Origin of the sequence: Neorhizobium tomejilense (assembly GCF_964254135.1) — a bacterium.
GTDB classification, from domain to species: domain Bacteria; phylum Pseudomonadota; class Alphaproteobacteria; order Rhizobiales; family Rhizobiaceae; genus Neorhizobium; species Neorhizobium tomejilense.
Window position 1 is genome coordinate 264967 of record NZ_CAXUSO020000001.1, and the last position, 17278, is coordinate 282244.

General features: G+C 62.1%; 18 protein-coding genes. 15 read left to right on the forward strand and 3 right to left on the reverse strand.

Features of this window, described 5'->3' with window-relative positions; translation table 11 throughout:
* Positions 1-30 precede the first annotated feature (30 nt).
* Positions 31-513: an iron-responsive transcriptional regulator RirA gene (gene rirA / locus ACSQ3G_RS01285; protein WP_436108757.1), complete on the forward strand. Its 483-nt coding sequence runs from the start codon at positions 31-33 to the stop codon at positions 511-513.
* Between the two features lie 170 nt (positions 514-683).
* Positions 684-1715 (forward strand): AbrB family transcriptional regulator, encoded by a 1032-nt coding sequence (locus ACSQ3G_RS01290; protein ID WP_436108758.1) that lies wholly within the window; start codon positions 684-686, stop codon positions 1713-1715.
* Between the two features lie 3 nt (positions 1716-1718).
* Here ACSQ3G_RS01290 and ACSQ3G_RS01295 read toward each other — a convergent pair whose 3' ends face one another.
* Positions 1719-2957: a TadE/TadG family type IV pilus assembly protein gene (locus tag ACSQ3G_RS01295; protein ID WP_436108759.1), complete on the reverse strand. Its 1239-nt coding sequence runs from the start codon at positions 2955-2957 to the stop codon at positions 1719-1721.
* A gap of 170 nt (positions 2958-3127) precedes the next feature.
* Here ACSQ3G_RS01295 and ACSQ3G_RS01300 point away from each other — a divergent pair, with 170 nt between their 5' ends.
* Together ACSQ3G_RS01300 and ACSQ3G_RS01305 are read left to right on the forward strand one after the other, a co-directional pair.
* A complete protein-coding gene (locus ACSQ3G_RS01300) occupies positions 3128-3664 on the forward strand; it encodes a gluconokinase (RefSeq protein ID WP_436108760.1) in 537 nt (178 codons plus the stop codon).
* A 212-nt stretch (positions 3665-3876) separates the two neighbouring features.
* Entirely contained in the window at positions 3877-4533 is a 657-nt protein-coding gene (locus tag ACSQ3G_RS01305; protein WP_436108761.1) for a TetR/AcrR family transcriptional regulator, read from the forward strand.
* Positions 4534-4541: 8 nt separating this feature from the next.
* Here the strand turns inward: ACSQ3G_RS01305 and ACSQ3G_RS01310 are convergent, their stop codons facing one another.
* Both ACSQ3G_RS01310 and ACSQ3G_RS01315 read right to left on the reverse strand, forming a co-directional pair.
* Positions 4542-5852, reverse strand: coding sequence for an NAD(P)/FAD-dependent oxidoreductase (locus ACSQ3G_RS01310; protein ID WP_436111648.1), 1311 nt, complete (start codon positions 5850-5852; stop codon positions 4542-4544).
* Positions 5853-5966: 114 nt separating this feature from the next.
* Complete coding sequence (locus ACSQ3G_RS01315; protein WP_436108762.1) at positions 5967-7214, reverse strand: NAD(P)/FAD-dependent oxidoreductase; 1248 nt, start codon at positions 7212-7214, stop codon at positions 5967-5969.
* Between the two features lie 234 nt (positions 7215-7448).
* Here ACSQ3G_RS01315 and ACSQ3G_RS01320 point away from each other — a divergent pair, with 234 nt between their 5' ends.
* From ACSQ3G_RS01320 to ACSQ3G_RS01370, 11 genes are all read left to right on the forward strand, one after another.
* A complete protein-coding gene (locus ACSQ3G_RS01320) occupies positions 7449-7628 on the forward strand; it encodes a hypothetical protein (RefSeq protein ID WP_172745846.1) in 180 nt (59 codons plus the stop codon).
* Positions 7629-7639: 11 nt separating this feature from the next.
* Positions 7640-7930, forward strand: a complete 291-nt coding sequence (locus ACSQ3G_RS01325) for a hypothetical protein (RefSeq protein WP_436108763.1) — start codon at positions 7640-7642, stop codon at positions 7928-7930.
* 11 nt (positions 7931-7941) lie between these two features.
* Entirely contained in the window at positions 7942-8106 is a 165-nt protein-coding gene (locus ACSQ3G_RS01330) for a hypothetical protein (RefSeq protein WP_436108764.1), read from the forward strand.
* Positions 8107-8416: 310 nt separating this feature from the next.
* Positions 8417-8506 carry a K(+)-transporting ATPase subunit F gene (locus ACSQ3G_RS01335; RefSeq protein ID WP_007760774.1) on the forward strand — a complete coding sequence of 30 codons (90 nt, stop codon included), beginning with the start codon at positions 8417-8419 and terminating at the stop codon, positions 8504-8506.
* A gap of 67 nt (positions 8507-8573) precedes the next feature.
* Positions 8574-10277, forward strand: a complete 1704-nt coding sequence (gene kdpA, locus ACSQ3G_RS01340; protein ID WP_436108765.1) for a potassium-transporting ATPase subunit KdpA — start codon at positions 8574-8576, stop codon at positions 10275-10277.
* A gap of 21 nt (positions 10278-10298) precedes the next feature.
* Positions 10299-10451 (forward strand): hypothetical protein, encoded by a 153-nt coding sequence (locus tag ACSQ3G_RS01345; RefSeq protein WP_436108766.1) that lies wholly within the window; start codon positions 10299-10301, stop codon positions 10449-10451.
* A gap of 56 nt (positions 10452-10507) precedes the next feature.
* Complete coding sequence (gene kdpB, locus ACSQ3G_RS01350; protein ID WP_436108767.1) at positions 10508-12595, forward strand: potassium-transporting ATPase subunit KdpB; 2088 nt, start codon at positions 10508-10510, stop codon at positions 12593-12595.
* Between the two features lie 12 nt (positions 12596-12607).
* Complete coding sequence (kdpC, locus tag ACSQ3G_RS01355; RefSeq protein WP_436108768.1) at positions 12608-13177, forward strand: potassium-transporting ATPase subunit KdpC; 570 nt, start codon at positions 12608-12610, stop codon at positions 13175-13177.
* Positions 13178-13352: 175 nt separating this feature from the next.
* On the forward strand, positions 13353-16058 hold the full coding sequence (locus ACSQ3G_RS01360; protein WP_436108769.1) for a DUF4118 domain-containing protein: 2706 nt from the start codon (positions 13353-13355) through the stop codon (positions 16056-16058).
* Positions 16055-16747, forward strand: coding sequence for a response regulator transcription factor (locus ACSQ3G_RS01365; RefSeq protein ID WP_436108770.1), 693 nt, complete (start codon positions 16055-16057; stop codon positions 16745-16747). The genes ACSQ3G_RS01360 and ACSQ3G_RS01365 overlap by 4 nt, the downstream gene beginning before the upstream one ends.
* Before the next feature lie 28 nt (positions 16748-16775).
* Positions 16776-17225, forward strand: a complete 450-nt coding sequence (locus ACSQ3G_RS01370; RefSeq protein ID WP_105418493.1) for a PTS sugar transporter subunit IIA — start codon at positions 16776-16778, stop codon at positions 17223-17225.
* The last annotated feature ends 53 nt before the right edge of the window (positions 17226-17278 follow it).

Below are 17278 nucleotides of genomic sequence, written 5' to 3' on the forward strand. Positions count from 1 at the left end.
TAGGGCGGGTACCAGTCTCGGGAGACCAGCATGCGCTTGACCAAACAGACGAATTACGCAGTACGGATGCTGATGTATTGTGCCGCCAACGACGGCCACCTCAGCCGCATCCCCGAGATCGCAAGAGCATACGGCGTTTCCGAACTCTTCCTCTTCAAGATCCTCCAGCCGCTCAACAAGGCCGGCCTGGTGGAGACCGTGCGCGGCCGCAACGGTGGCGTAAGGCTCGGCCGTGCTGCTGACCGCATCACCCTTTTCGATGTCATCAAGGTGACTGAAGACAGCTTTGCCATGGCGGAGTGCTTCGAAGAGGGCGTTGCGGAATGCCCGCTTGTTGACAGCTGCGGCCTGAACGCTGCGCTTCGCAAGGCGCTCAACGCTTTCTTCGACGTGCTCGCCGAATACACGATCGACGACCTCGTCAAGGCGCGTCCGCAGATCAATTTTCTGCTGGGCATCGATATGCTGCATCTGCCAAAGGCCATCCCGAAGGTCATCGCGCCGGCCGCTTGATCCTGCCCGTTCCTGCTTCTTGAAGGCGCCGCCGTTGAGGCCGGCGCCTTTTTGCTGTCCCCGTATGCGGCAGAAGAGGTTGACCTCCCGCCCATTTGCAATAGAAGGGGACTAGGCGTTTTTCTGGCTTTTGTCAGTTTTCCTTCCTGTGGCGCCTTCAGGATCAAGCCATGCCCCTTTCGGAATTGCGCACCTTCGCGCTGACTGCGCTGATCGGTACTGCCGGTGCGCTGATCGCAATTCTCATTGCCTTTCCAGCTCCTTACCTCATCGGTCCGGCAATCGCGATCACCATTGCGGGGCTTGCCGGGTTGAACCTGGCGGTGCCGGCGCAGGTCCGCAACGTCTGTTTCATCATTGTCGGCGTGTCGATGGGGGCGACAGTCACGCCGGAGGTGATCGTCGCGGCGCGCACCTGGCCTCTGAGTTTCGTCATGGTGCTCGTGGCGGTCGTGATCCTGCTTTATGCAAGCTCGTGGGTGCTGCAGCGGTTCTTCCACTATGACCGGATCACCGCGCTTCTCGCCTCTTCCCCCGGCCATCTGAGTTACGTGCTCAGCCTCGCCGCCGAAACCCGCTGCGACCTGCGTGCCGTCAGTGTCGGCCAGAGCGTGCGCGTGCTGGCACTGACGATTACGGTTCCGTTGATCGTGGAAATCTTCGATCTCGTCGGCGCCGACCCGGTTCTGGCGCCTCTGGCGATGAGCGCGCCTGTTCTCCTGATCATGCTCGCGGTCTCAGTGCTGTTCGGCCTGCTGTTCATGCGCTGGAATTTTCCGGCAGCGCTGCTGCTGGGCGGCGTCGTGGTGTCGATCGCCACGCATGTGACGGGGTTCATCAGCGGCGGAGTTCCGAACTGGCTGCTGGTTCCGACCTATGTCATCCTCGGCTCGGTCATCGGCACGCGCTTCTGCGGCGTATCGATCACCGAATTGCGCACCGCTTTCGTGGCCGGCGGCGTGGTGACCGTGGTCGTCATCGCGCTTGCGGCGGCGATTGCTGGCGGGGTTTCATACATGACCGGCGTGCCGCTCGATGCGGCGCTGATCGCCTTTGCGCCGGGTGGGCTCGAAACGATGTCGGCGATGGCTGTCATGCTGCATGCCGACCCCACCTATGTCGGCGCCCACCACGTGTTGCGGCTGATGTTCCTGTCGGTGCTGATGCCAATCGTGCTCGGCAAGGACGCCCGGCAGCGTTGAGCGTCAGTTGACGAGGCGCACCGACGTAATCTCGGAGCCGGCTCCACCGGCAGCGCCCGTATAGGGTTCGATCTTCCAGTTGGACGAGTTCATGATCATGGTATTGACTACCAGCGTGATGAGGTTCGTCTGGTTCGTCGTCGAATTGTAGGTGACGTCGCGGTTCGGAAGATGGATCACTCCCTTGAGCGTTTCGCCATTGGAACCGTTGAAGATGTATTGCTGCTTGCGGGCATTGTTGGCGGTATCGCTGGTCTTTTCGAACATCAGGATGCCCTTGTAGGTGCCGCTGGTCGGCGCCGACGCCGTGAAGCTCAAGTTGCCATTGGCGCGGATTTCGCTGTCGGTGTCGGGAAAATAGAAGGTCACGCCCTCCGCGACGACCGTCGAACCGGAATTGATGATCATCCGGCCCTTGATGATATGGAGGCCGGGTTTGAACGTGATCTTCGGCGATCCGTTGAAGGTGGTGCCGCAATGGACGCCTGGAGCCATTTCCTGCACCGCTCCGTCCTTTGTGCCGCCGGTCGTGCAGGTGGAGGAGACGGTCGGCTCAGCAATGCTGCCGGCATAGGGATCTCCGGAAACCTTGCAGCCGGGCTTCAGGTTGCTGAGCGTCCCGCCGTTCTTGATATACTGGGTGCCGGCAACGCAGAAGCTGGCCGTATCGATCGTCGCCCCGCCATTCATGATGAAGGCCGGGTTCTGGGTCGAACTGACCTCCACGCCGCATTTCTCCGACTGCACGTTGGCGCCTGAATTGATCAGAACCGCCTGTGAGGCATTGCTGAGCACATAGATGCATGCGCCCGAAGGCTTCGGATTCTTGTTCGCGATGGCGGTGGATCGGACCTTGACGTCGATGGTGTGGATACCGAGCAGGCCGAGGAAATTGGTGGGGACACCTTGGGCATAGGTACCCGTCAGGCTGCCGTCGCTATTCGCGGCAACGACAAGCGCGGTCTCGAGGTCGGTCTCTTCCGGAACCGTATCGGTCAGAAAGCGCAGCGCTTCCCGGCGCTGACTGGCGATATCAGGTTTTGCAACGGCGCTGAGCACAGCCGCATCGAGCGCACCCTGCAGCCGGCTGCGTTCGAACGAGGCCTGGGTGAAATCAACCGCCCCGCCGGCGGTCGTCAGGAGGACCGGCAGCGCGAGAGCAGTCGCTATCGCAAAATTGCCGCCCGTATCGCGCAGGATGTGATAAACGCGAGGCGCAATAATATTGATGAGTCGCCGCATGATCGTGGATCTCGAGTTGGATTTGGAGGACGGAATTCGGTTGAAGGTGGGTCCTTTTATCGTAGTCTCTCTAAGGTTCCCGTAAGAGAATTGGAAAACCCGAAGTTAACTCCGATCTCCACAATTCGGCCTTGCCGCCTCCTGAACGCGTTATCAAATGGAAGTCAGTTATGCCCGCAATCGAACTCACGCCCCCTCTTGCCGTCGTCGTCATGGGTGTCAGCGGGTCGGGGAAGACATCGGTGGGCGAGCACCTCGCCGCGCGTCTCGGCTGCGCCTTCGTCGAGGGTGACCGTCTGCATCCGGAGGCGAACGTCGCCAAGATGGCGAAGGGGATTCCGCTGACCGACGACGACCGCTGGCCATGGCTCGATCTGATCGGCAACCAACTGGCGGAGGCGAGGGGGCGGGGCGAAAGCGTGGTGGTGTCGTGCTCTTCCTTGAAACAAACCTATCGGGACCGGTTGCGGCGGGAGAGCGGCGGCACGCTCTATTTTGTCTTCCTCACCGGAGACCCCAAGGTGCTTGAGCAGCGAATGGGCGCGCGTACCGGCCATTTCATGCCGGCGTCACTGCTTCAGAGCCAGCTTGCAACCCTGGAAAGCCCAGAGAATGAGGCTGGCGTGGTAACTGTCGACATCGACGCAAGTGTCGATACCATTGTCGATAAGGCTTTCGATGGTATTACCGCGCTCACCGGAGCATAGATAATAGGATTTAAGCTCCCGTTTTCTTCGATGTTCTGTCTTGTGCATCGGCTTGGAAAGTATTCTAAAAATTAGCGGCCTTCGTGATCCGATGCTCTTCGGGCGTCGTATAAACAAACAGTTTGTGTTCAAGCAATTCTGCCCTCGGTTACCGGAAACCTCACCGGCAACGAAGGCAGCGGTTGGCAGGTGTTTGAGGAGACGGTTTGCGGATGCCAGATTCGACGCAAGGACCAGGGCGGGGTTCCCTTCGCCGGGTGCCGAAACAGGAGCGGAGCCGCGAGCGCATCGATGAAATCCTGAAAGTATCCATGGAACTGATCGGCCAGAAGGGCATCGACGCAGTGACCATGAAGGAGATAGCCGCTCTCTCCGGCGGGCCTATCGCATCGGTCTATCAGTATTTCCCGAACAAATCCGCCATCATCGCCACGCTCTACGAGAGTTACGCCGAAGAGGTCCGTACCCTGGTGACGGAGCAGATCGGAAGGATCACCACGGCAGAAGAAGCTTTGCAGGCACCGGCCGAACTTTTCGATTTGTACTACTACAATATGCGGGAAAGGCCCGCGACCCAGGATCTCCTGAATGCCATCCAGGCGGACAAGGCGCTTGCGGACCTCGATATCGCCGAGACTCGCTTCCAGGCCGACGTCTTTTACCAGGCGACCGAACCTTTCGTTGAACAGCCGCTGCGAGAAAGTTATGCGCAGACGCTTCTGGTGATGTTTCACATGGCCGGCGCCACCCTGCGGCTGGCTCTCATGATTCCGGAAGACGAAGCCGCCGGAACCGTGGCGCAGTTCAAGTCCATCGTTCGGGCGCAGGCGACCTACTACCTTACCGGCAGCTTCCCGATTTCTCTCTGATCCCTCGATCAGATGCCCAACCGGTCGCGCAACCCATACCACCAGGCGCCGAGCACGGTGAGCGGTACCCGGAAGGTTCGGCCGCCCGGGAAGGGCAGGTTGGGGAGCGACGACCAGATGTCGAAGCGTTCCGCGTGGCCGGCGACCGCCTCGCCGAGGGTCTTGCCGAGCAGATGGGTGGTGGTCACCCCGTGGCCGCTGTCGCCGTGGGAGAAATAGACCTTGTCCGACAGTTTCCCCATATGCGGGATACGCGTCAGGGTGAGCGCGAAATTGCCGCTCCAGGCATAGTCGATCTTCACGTCCTTCAATTGCGGAAACGTCTTCAGCATATTGGGGCGAATGACGCCCGTGAGGTCGCTCGGATCGTGGCCGCCGTAACCGATGCCGCCGCCGTAGAGCAGCCGGTTATCCGCGGTGCGCCTGTAGTAGTCGAGGATGTAATTGGCGTCCTCGACGCAGTAATTGGCCGGCAGCAGGCTTTCGATCAGTGCCGCGTCGAGCGGTTCCGTTGCCATCACCTGGCTGGATACCGGCATCATCCGGCCGCTGATCTCCGGAAACTGCGGGGAGAGATAGGCATTGCCGCAGACGAGCACATACGAGGCTTTCACCGAACCCCTTTCCGTCCGCACCACCGGTTTTTCGCCCATGTCGAGGCCGGTCACGCGCGAGGCTTCGAAAATGCGTCCGCCAAGGCTTTCGAACGCCGCGGCTTCCCCAAGCACGAGGTTGAGGGGGTGGATGTGGCCGCCGAGCTTGTCGATCATGCCGCCGGCATATCGATCGGTCTTCACGTATTTGCCGACATCCGCCTTTGAGACCATCTCCAGCCCGCCATGGCCGTATCGTTCCCAATCGGTCTTGTGGTGCTCCATCTCGCGGATCTGCTTGTCCGTGAAGGCCGCGAAGAAGCCGCCATGCACCAGATCACAATCGATCCCGTATTTCGCGACGCGGCTGCGGATGATCTCGCCGCCTTCGAGCGACATGGCGCCGAGCTTCACCGCCTTGTCGCGGCCATAACGGCCGGCGATGGTTTCGAGATCACGGCTGTAGCCGTTGACGATCTGACCGCCATTGCGGCCCGATGCGCCGAAGCCGATGCGTTCCGCTTCCAGCACCACGACGGAATATCCGCGCTCGGCCAGTTCGAGCGCCGCGGAAATGCCGGTGAAGCCGGCACCGATAACGCAGACATCGGCCTCTATCGCCCCGTCGAGGGCAGGGCGGACACGCTTGTCCTTTGCAGAAGCCGCGTACCACGAATTCGTGTGGCCGGGATTGTCGCTCGTCTTGCCCCGATCTTCGCTGGTCATAAATGCCATCTCACACCATCCGGATATAGGCGTCGCATTGGACGTCAGTCACGCGTCGGGGCAAACTCCGACCGGCCCTGCTGCCCGCAGGCCAACCCGCGCTTTTAGATAAAGCTAGGCGTTGAAGCGCTCCGGCCGATAAGCCGAGATGTCGATCAATGTCTTCTGCCCCGTGATCGCCTCGGCAATCACCTGGCCGGTCACCGGGCCCAGCGTCAGCCCGTGATGCGCGTGACCGAAGGCGAACCACAGGCCGTCGTGGCGCGGCGCCTTGCCGATCACCGGCATCATGTCCGGTGTGCAGGGGCGGGCACCCATCCAGGGCTCCATGTCGAGCCGTTCGGCGAGCGGGAAGATGCTCCGCGCCACCGCTTCGGCGCGTTCCAGCTGAACAGGCGTCTTCGGCGCATCGCGGCGGGCGAATTCGGCGCCTGTCGTCAATCGGATGCCCTGGTTCATAGGGGCCAGGAAATAACCGCGCTCCGCGTCCATGGTCCAGCCGTTGAGCTTGGCATTGCCCTTGGCCGAATAGTGCATGTGATAGCCGCGCTTGACGCCGACCAGGAAATTGTAGCCGAGCGGTTTCGTAACCGTATCGGACCAGGGGCCGAGCGCCACCACCACATCCTTGGCTTCCACCGTGCCTTCGCCCGCGACGATCCTCCAGCCGGTCTTGGTCTGCGACAGGCTCTTGGCATCACCCTTCAGCACCCGGCCGCCGAGCTTTTCGAACAGCGCCACATAGGCGCGGGTCAGCGCCAGCGGGTCCTTGACAGACCACGGGTCTTCCCACCGCAGGCCACCGACGAAATCGTTCGAAAGATTGGGCTCCTGCTCGGCGATATCGGCAGGCGAAAGTTCCTTGAAGGCGACGCCATACTCCTTGCGAAGCCGCTCGGCCTCGCCGATCTCGCCATCATGCTTGCCGCGGGTGCGGAACACCTCCGTCCAGCCGTTCTTGGCGATTAGGTCCTGGGCACCGGCTTCCTCGATCAGCTCGTTATGGGTCGCGATCGAGTGCTCGATCAGCGGCGCATAGGCGCGGGCGATCAGCTGGTGGCGGGTCAGGTTCGAATGCCACCAGTATTTCGCCAGGAACGAGGTGACCGAGGGAATGGCTTTCCAGTGGAAATGCGCATCGATGCGGTTGTTCAGAGCGTAGCGCAGGATCAGGCCGAACTGCTGGGGGAAGCCATAGGGGACGACGCCCTCGCGCTGGATCAGGCCGGCATTGCCATAGGAGGTCTCCATGCCGGGTTCTTTCCGATCGACGAGCACCACCGGTTTGCCGCGCCGGGCGAGCTGCAATGCCGTCGAAACGCCGACAATGCCGGCTCCCAGCACGATCGCATCTGCTGTCATGATCTAAATTCCATTTCCCAAGTCTTTTATCGTTCGAGGATTTCAACATGCCGCCCGGAATGCTGCGGCGCAAACGAAAAATCACTGTTGCTTATATGGATTCCCTATTTCTTCGTCTGCCGCATCCAATCGAAAGCCTATGGGGCCGTCGCTACCTTCTGGATCGTGCATCGGTTTCGATGCGGGCTCCGCGCGGACAATGCCGCGGGCCGATCCCAACAAGGAGTGACTGAAATGTTTGGTCGTCTGGGGAGCGTTTACTTCCTGCATCTTGCTGAAGCCAAAGCCCGGCAGCGCCGGCTGTCGCAGCCAAATCGCCCGGTCGATGCGAACCTCGGCGTTTTCCTGAGGCTCCTCGGCGTCATCGGCCTGGGCCTTTGCGCCGCGGGTCTTGTCTCCGTGATGGTAGCTTGAGGAGGTTTGTCATGGGTAAGGCAATGTCGAAAGTCGAGCCTCCCTCGCGAGGCGTGCGTTTCATGGTGGGCCGCGACGTCGGCGGCCGTTGGGTCGTCTCCGACCGCGATGGCCTCGTCGGCGGATTGTTCACCGATCGGGCGTCGGCGGTGCATTTCGCCATGTTCGAAAGTGATCGCACGCCGGGTGCCGTCTGCTGCGTGCCGGAAGGTGTCACCTTGAGCCTGGGCTCGATTTTCGAGACCCCGGTCAAGGCCCCCAAGGCGATCGATCCCCGCATGAAGACCGTCGGACGGGCATGAGGAGAATGCCGATGTCCAGGGCCGTTTACCACATGCGCGGAGTTGTCTATCCGCGCTCCCGTAATTTCGGGAAGCCGGACCATCTGCGTGCATCGAGCATCATTCTCGGCATGCTCGCGGTTATGCTGATGGTGCTCGTTTTCGCCTATGCCATAACCTTTGCGGCCGCTTCCTGAGGGCAATCGCCGCCGGAAAGAACGAAATTCCTATAGGATTTTTATTTCTTTCCTCTGCGCTCCGTCTCGAACCCCTATGCGGTCGCGCCGCATATTAGCGTCCGGGAGATCGCAAAAGATCGTCTCCAAGCCGGAAAGCATCAAGGTGCCGTCTTTAAGGGATGGCACCCTTGTCCTGTCCGGCCTCGCCTTAACAACAGGAGTCCAGATCAATGTTGGACGTCATTCTACTCGGCACCGCAGTCGTCTTCTTCGGTCTCTGCTTTGCCTATACCCGCGCCTGCGACAGGCTTTGAAGGGAGAAACACCGATGATCCTCGATTATGTCCTGAGCGGTGCCGTGACCGTGTTCCTCACCGTCTACCTCACCTACGCTCTCATTCGCCCCGAACGCTTCTGAAAAAGAACGCTTTTGAAAAGAACTGGCGCTTCCAGCCAAGCAGCCGGGTATTGAAAGTTAACTCCAAATGACCCTCAACGGATGGCTTCAGATCCTGCTTTTTTGCGGGATCATCATCGCGCTCGTCAAACCGCTCGGCGGTTACATGACGCGTATCTTTTCAGGCGAGCGCACGTTTCTGTCACCCGTCCTCGTTCCGATCGAACGGGGACTGTATGCCATGGCCGGCACCAGCGAACGCGAAGAACAGCATTGGACCTCCTATGCCGTCTCGCTGCTGATGTTCAACCTCTTCGGCGTTGTCGTGCTTTACGCGATAATGCGCCTGCAGGCCGGCATGCCTTATAATCCGGCGGGCATGGGTGCCGTTGCGCCCGAGCTTTCCTTCAACACCGCCGTCAGTTTCGTCAGCAATACCAACTGGCAGAACTATGGCGGCGAAAGCACCATGTCGTATCTCACCCAGATGATGGGTCTTAACGTGCAGAACTTCCTGTCTGCCGCGACCGGCATGGCGATCGCCGTCGGTCTGATCCGCGCTTTTTCGCGCGCATCGGGTAAGGCGATCGGCAATTTCTGGGTCGATATGACCCGCGCCATACTCTATATCCTGCTGCCGATCTGCATCGTGCTGACGCTGGTTTACGTCTATCTCGGCGTGCCGCAGACGCTCGGGCCTTATGTCGAGGCGACGACGCTGGAAGGCGCCAAGCAGACCATCGCGCTCGGCCCGGTCGCCTCGCAGCTTGCCATCAAGATGCTCGGCACCAATGGCGGCGGCTTCTTCAACGCCAACTCGGCGCATCCGTTCGAGAACCCGGATGCGATCTCCAACCTCATCCAGATGCTGTCGATCTTCGCGATCGGTGCTGCCTTCACCAACGTCTTCGGCCGCATGGTCGGCAACCAGCGCCAGGGCTGGGCGATCCTCGCCTCGATGGGCATCCTGTTCATCGCCGGCGTCGGCATCACCTACTGGGCGGAAGCGGCCGGAAATCCGCTGATGCATGCCTTCGGTCTTGAAGGCGGCAACATGGAAGGCAAGGAAGCCCGCTTCGGCATCACCTTGTCGTCGCTGTTTGCGGTCATCACCACGGCGGCTTCCTGCGGCGCGGTCAATGCCATGCACGGCTCGTTTACGGCACTCGGCGGCCTGATCCCGCTCATCAACATGCAGCTCGGCGAAGTCATCGTCGGCGGCGTCGGCGCGGGTTTCTACGGTATCATCCTCTTCATCATCGTCACCGTCTTCGTGGCAGGCCTCATGGTCGGCCGCACGCCGGAATATCTCGGCAAGAAGATCGAGGCGAAGGAGATGAAGATGGCCGTGCTCGCCATCCTCTGCCTGCCGCTCGCCATGCTGGTCTTCACGGCGATCGCCACGGTGCTGCCGTCCGCCGTCGCCTCGATCGGCACCGCCGGCCCGCACGGCTTCTCCGAAATCCTCTACGCCTATACGTCGGCTGCGGCCAACAACGGCTCGGCTTTCGGCGGGCTGACGGGCAATACGCCCTGGTACAATGTGACGCTTGGCATCGGCATGCTGATGGGCCGCTTCCTGGTCATTATTCCGGCGCTCGCCATCGCAGGCTCGCTGGTCGCCAAGAAGACGGTTCCGGCCTCGGCAGGCACCTTCCCGACAGATGGCCCGCTCTTCGTCGGCCTGCTCGTCGGCACGATCCTGATCGTCGGCGGCCTCACCTTCATGCCCGCCCTGGCGCTCGGCCCGGTCGTCGAACACCTGGTCATGATCGCCGGCCAGACGTTTTGAGGTACTAAGGGGAGCAATGCCATGAGCATCCGCAACGCCCTCCACAGACAGTCCACCCTTGCCTCGCAAAAGCGAGGCAAGGGTGAGCAGAGCCCCTACGGATCCTATGCAATTTTTATCATGACGGCGGTCATTCTTGCCGTTGTCCTCGTGATCGAAGTCTTGCGCGGCTGATCGACCTTCGTCGCCTCGATTGACAAGCCAACTCATTTTCAAAGCTGGAGTCTCTTATGAGCCAGGCAAAATCCGCGAGCATCATGGATACTCGCATCCTCATTCCGGCCGCAGGCGATGCTTTCAAGAAGCTCAACCCGCGGACCCTTGCCCGCAATCCGGTCATGTTCGTCGTGGCCACGGTCTCGGTCCTGACGACCGTCCTCTTCCTCCGCGACCTCGCGGCCGGTAACGGCAATCTCGGCTTCTCCTTCCAGATCAATCTCTGGCTCTGGTTCACCGTGCTGTTTGCCAACTTCGCCGAAGCGGTCGCCGAAGGCCGCGGCAAGGCGCAGGCGGATTCGCTGCGCAAGGCCCGCACCGAAACCCAGGCCAAGCTGCTCTCGGGCAGTGGTCGCACCCAGTACAAGATGGTCGCCGGTACGAGCCTCAAGGTCGGCGACGTCGTGCTCGTCGAGCCGGGCGACATCATTCCCTCCGATGGCGAAGTCATCGAGGGTGTCGCCTCTGTGAACGAAGCGGCGATCACCGGTGAATCCGCGCCCGTCATCCGTGAATCCGGCGGCGACCGCTCGGCCGTGACAGGTGGGACGCAAGTTCTTTCCGACTGGATCCGCGTCCGTATCACGGCCGCTGCCGGCTCGACCTTCCTCGACCGGATGATCTCGCTTGTCGAGGGTGCCGAGCGCCAGAAGACGCCGAACGAGATCGCCCTCAACATCCTTCTCGCCGGCATGACGCTGATCTTCGTGCTTGCCACGGCGACGATCCCGAGCTTTGCGATCTATGCCGGCGGCTCGATCCCGATCATCGTTCTCGTCGCGCTGTTCGTGACGCTGATCCCGACCACGATCGGCGCGCTGCTGTCGGCGATCGGCATTGCGGGCATGGACCGCCTCGTCCGCTTCAATGTGCTCGCGATGTCAGGTCGCGCCGTGGAGGCCGCCGGCGACGTCGATACGCTGTTGCTCGACAAGACCGGGACGATCACGCTCGGCAACCGCCAGGCGACCTCGTTCCGCCCGGTCCGCGGCGTCTCCGAACAGGATCTCGCCGATGCCGCCCAGCTCGCTTCGCTCGCCGATGAAACGCCGGAAGGCCGCTCCATCGTCGTGCTTGCCAAGGAGAAATACGCGATCCGCGGCCGCGACATGGCGAGCCTCAAGGCGACCTTCGTCCCCTTCACCGCCCAGACCCGCATGAGCGGCGTCGATCTCGAAGGCTCCCAGATCCGCAAGGGCGCGGTCGATGCGGTGCTCGCCTATGTTGGCTCGGGGACGATGCCGGTCTCCGGCAACGCGGCAATCGCCACCCAGGCCAATTCCGACACAGTGCGCGAGCTGCAGGCGATCGCCGACGAAATCGCCAAGGCCGGCGGCACGCCGCTTGCCGTTGCCCGTGACGGCAAGCTGCTTGGCGTCGTGCAGCTGAAGGACATCGTCAAGGGCGGCATCCGCGAGCGTTTTGCGGAACTGCGCCGCATGGGCATCCGCACCGTGATGATCACCGGCGACAACCCGATGACCGCGGCGGCGATTGCCGCCGAAGCCGGCGTCGACGATTTCCTCGCCCAGGCGACCCCGGAAAACAAGCTGACGCTGATCCGCGAGGAGCAGGCCAAGGGCAAGCTCGTCGCCATGTGCGGCGACGGCACCAACGACGCCCCGGCGCTTGCCCAGGCCGATGTCGGCGTCGCCATGAACACCGGCACGGTCGCCGCTCGCGAGGCAGGCAACATGGTCGATCTCGACAGCGATCCGACCAAGCTCATCGAGATCGTCGAGATCGGCAAGCAGCTGCTGATGACCCGCGGCGCGCTGACGACCTTCTCGATCGCCAACGACATCGCCAAGTATTTTGCCATCATTCCGGCGATGTTCCTGACCTTCTATCCGCAACTCGGCGTGCTGAACATCATGGGGCTCGCCACGCCGCAAAGCGCCATCCTGTCGGCGATCATCTTCAACGCGCTGATCATCATCGCGCTGATCCCGCTGTCGCTGAAGGGCGTCAAATACCGCGCCATCGGCGCCGGCGCGCTGCTTTCCCGCAATCTGCTCGTCTATGGTCTCGGCGGCATCCTCGTTCCCTTCATCGGCATCAAGGCGATCGACATGATCATCACCGCGATCGGTCTCGCTTAAGGAGAAATGACAATGTTCAAGCAACTTCGCCCAGCGATCGTCATGATCGTTGCCACCACGGCCATTACCGGCCTGATCTACCCCTTCGCCATGACTGGCATTGCCCAGGCCATCTTTCCGGTCCAGGCAAATGGCAGCCTGATCGAGAAGGACGGAACTGTTGTCGGTTCGGCCCTGATCGGCCAGGCATTCACCGCCGACCAGTATTTCCACGGTCGCCCCTCGGCCGCCGGCGACGGCTACAATGCTGCCTCGTCTTCCGGTTCCAACCTCGGCCCGACCAGCGCCAAGCTGATCGACCGGGTGAAGACGGACTATGAAGCCGCGAAGGCCACCAACCCGAACGCGGACGTGCCGATCGACCTCGTCACCGCATCCGGCAGCGGCCTCGACCCGCATGTCTCGCCGGAAGCCGCATACTTTCAGGTGCCGCGCGTCGCCAAGGCACGGCAAATGGACGAGGCAGCGGTTCGCTCGCTTGTGGACCAGCATGTCGAAAGCCGCGAACTCGGGTTCCTCGGCGAACCTGTGGTCAACGTGCTTGCGTTGAATATGGCGCTTGATGCTCCTATGACTCGGTGAAGTAGCGAGCTGCGTCGCCCCCTCATCCGGCCCTTCGGGCCACCTTCTCCCCGCTGGGGAGAAGAAAGTTATGCCGCGGCGTCGCCGTTCCTCCTCTCCCCTCGGGGAGAGGGTGGCCGAGCGCAGCGGAGGCCGGGTGAGGGGTGGCGCCACCCACTGACACGAAAGACCAAGCATGCCCGACGACAGTCGAGAGAGTGAAAACAGACCTTCGCCGGATGCGCTTCTGGAGCATGCCGAGCGTGAGGCGCGCGGGCGGCTGAAGATTTTTCTGGGGGCGGCGCCCGGCGTCGGCAAGACCTACGAGATGCTGATGTCCGGCCGCGCCCGGAAAGTCGATGGTCTCGACGTGGTGATCGGCGTGGTCGAAACCCACGGCCGCCAGGAAACCGAGGCGCTGGTCGAGGGCTTCGAGATCGTGCCGCGCAAGGCGATCGACTATCGCGGCCAGCAGCTCGATGAAATGGACCTGGACGCCATTCTCGCGCGCCGCCCCGCCCTGGTCCTGGTCGACGAACTCGCCCATACCAACGCCGCCGGCAGCCGCCATCCGAAGCGCTACATGGATGTGCAGGAAATCCTCGGCCAAGGTATCGATGTCTATTCGACGCTCAACATCCAACATGTCGAGAGCCTGAACGACGTGGTGGCACAGATCACCCGTGTCCGGGTACGCGAGACGGTGCCGGACAGCATCATCGACCGGGCCGACGACGTCGAGATCATCGACATCACGCCGGACGATCTCATCAAGCGGCTGAACGACGGCAAGGTCTATGTGCCGCAGACGGCACGGCGTGCCATCGAGAACTACTTTTCCCCCGGCAATCTGACGGCACTGCGCGAACTGGCGCTGCGCCGCACCGCCCAGCGGGTTGACGAGCAGCTTTTGAACCTTATGCAGGCGCATGCCATTTCCGGCCCCTGGGCCGCCGGCGATCGCGTGCTGGTCTGCCTCGACCACGGCAGGAACGGCGCGAGCCTGGTGCGGTACGCGCGCCGCCAGGCCGATCGCCTGCGGGCGCCATGGGCGGCGCTGCATCTCGAAACGCCGCAGTCGGTCAATCTGCCCGAACAGGACAAGGACCGGCTGGCGGCCAACATGCGGCTGGCCGAACAGCTCGGCGGCGAGACCGTGACGCTGCCGGCGCTGCAGCCGTCGCGCGAGATCATCGCTTATGCCAACGCCAACAACTTCACCCATATCGTCGTCGGACGCCCGGCCAGGCCGCGCTGGCGACAGATATTGCAGGGCTCTGTCACCTATGACCTGATCCGCTACGCGGGCGATATCAGCGTCCATGTCATCTCCGGCGACACCAAGGAAGGCGAACCGAAACGCGGCCTGAAGGCGGCGCAGCTGCCCAAGGCCTTCCGCTTCAAGCCTTACGTCAAGAGTACGATCTTCGTGGCTCTCGCGATCATCGCCGGTGCCGCGCTCGACCAGACGCTCGACGTCCGCAACCTTGCCCTCGTTTTCCTGATGGCGGTGCTGGCGGCAGCGGTGCGAGGCGGGCTGGGACCTGGCCTGTTCGCCTCCGTGGCTGGCGCGCTCTCCTTCAATTTCTTTTTTCTCGAGCCGCGCTACACGTTTACGGTCCGGGATCCGGAAAGCCTGGTGGCGCTGCTCTTTTATCTTGGCGTCGCGGTCGTCGCTTCCAACCTGACGGCGGCCGTCCAGCGCCAGGCGGCGGCGGCCCGCCAGCGGGCCCGCACCACCGAAGACCTCTACCTCTTCTCGAAAAAGCTCGCCGGCACCGGCACGCTGGACGATGTACTCTGGGCGACCGCCTTCCAGATAGCCTCGATGCTGAAAGTCCGGGTCGTCATCCTGCTGCCGGAAAACGGCTCGATCGCCGTCAAGGCCGGCTACCCGCCGGACGACACGCTGGTGGATGCCGATATCGCCGCCGCCAAATGGGCCTGGGAGCACAATCGTCCGGCCGGCCGCGCCGCCGATACGCTGCCAGGCGCGAAACGCCTCTACCTGCCGATGCGCACCGGTCGCGAAGCGGTCGGCGTCATCGGCCTCGACAACGACAAGCAGGGACCGCTGCTGACCCCCGAACAGCAGCGGCTGTTCGATGCGCTGGCCGATCAGGCGGCGTTGGCGATCGAGCGCATCCAGCTCGTATCGGATGTCGACAAGGCCAAGCTCGCCGCCGAGACCGACCGCCTGCGCACCGCGCTGCTCACATCCATCTCGCACGACCTGAAGACCCCGCTTGCCGCGATCATGGGCTCCGCCGGCACGCTCAAGGACTTTGGTGCCAACATTCCGGAAGAGGCGCGCGCCGAGCTTCTGACCAGCGTGGTTGACGAATCCGAACGGCTCAACCGCTTCATTTCCAACCTGCTCGACATGACCCGCATCGGCTCCGGCGCCATGGAGCCGAACTATGCCTTCCATTTCGCCGGCGATATCGTCGGCACGGCCCTCAGCCGGGCGGCGAAGATCGCCTCCGGGCACAGGCTCAGCGTCAACATTCCGGCGGATTTGCCGATGCTCAAGGTCGATCCGGTCCTGTTCGAACAGGTCCTGTTCAACCTCATCGACAATGCCGCCAAGTACGCTCCCGACGAGACCGTCATCGACATCCGCGGCTGGCAGGATGGCGATTCAATTCTTATCTCGGTGATGGATGAAGGGCCGGGCATTCCGCGCGACGATCTGGAGCGCATCTTCGACAGTTTCTACCGCGTTCGGAAAGGTGACCATGTGCGGGCCGGCACCGGGCTTGGCCTTTCCATATGCCGCGGCTTCATCGAGGCAATGGGCGGCACGATCAGGGCTGCCAACCGGTCGGATCGTGCCGGTGCGATCTTTACGATCCGTATGCCGGTGCCGGCCGAAATGCCCATTCTGGGAGAACAGGAATGACCAATACTGCCGTGCGCGTCCTGATCGTCGATGACGAGCCCCCGATCCGCAAGCTCTTGCGCGTCGGCCTCTCCACCCAGGACTATTCCGTCAGCGAGGCGATGAATGCCAGGGTCGCGATCGATCTCGTCAAATCCGAGAAGCCGGACCTGATCATCCTCGATCTCGGCCTGCCGGATATGGCCGGCCACGATCTGCTCGCCAGATGGCGCGGTGAGGGGCTGGATCTGCCGATCGTCATCCTGTCGAGCCGCACCGACGAGGCTGGCATCGTCAAGGCGCTCGAACTCGGCGCCGACGACTATGTGACCAAGCCCTTCGGCATGAACGAACTCGTCGCCCGCATCCGCGTGGCGCTTCGCCACCGGCTCCAGACCCAGGGCGAAAAACCGATCTTCCAGACCGGCGAGCTTTCGGTCGACCTCGTCAAGCGCATCGTCAAGGTGGCGGACAAGGAGGTCAAGCTGTCGCCCAAGGAATACGATATCCTGCGTATCCTGGTGCAGCATGCCGGCAAGGTCCTCACCCATCGTTTCCTTCTCGAACATGTCTGGGACGGTCTGACCGACGTGCAGTACCTTCGGGTCTACGTGCGCCAGCTTCGCCAGAAGATCGAAAAGGCGCCGGACCAGCCGCAATACATCCTGACCGAGACCGGCGTCGGTTATCGGCTGCAGGAAGGCCAATAGGCCAAGACCCGATCAATGGACATGACCCATGAAACTGCGTGACTACCTCCCGCCGGAGAACATCGTGCTCGATCTGGCACCGCCGTCCAAGGCGATCCTGATCAAGCAGCTTTCCAGGCTCGCCGCCGAGCGGCTGGCGCTGGATGCGGGCGATCTCGCCCGGGTGCTGACCAATCGGGAAAATCTGGGATCGACCGGCATCGGCGCCGGAATTGCAATCCCGCATGCGGGCATCAGCGGCATCGACCGGCATTTCTGCCTGTTCGCCCGGCTTGCAGATCCGATCGATTTCGACGCGGTGGACGACGAGCCGGTCGATCTCGTGTTCCTGCTCCTCACGCCGGAAGGCCGCCCGGACCACCTGAATGTTCTCGCCTGTATCGCGCGGTGCGTGCGCGATGAGGAGACTGCTGCAGCCATACGTCGTGCGACGACGCCGCAGGATGTCTATTCGCGGCTCTGCCCCGTAAATGCATGATTAAAATGCGGGTATGTTGGCTTAGGCGAACGTAAACAACTTTTCCCTAACGT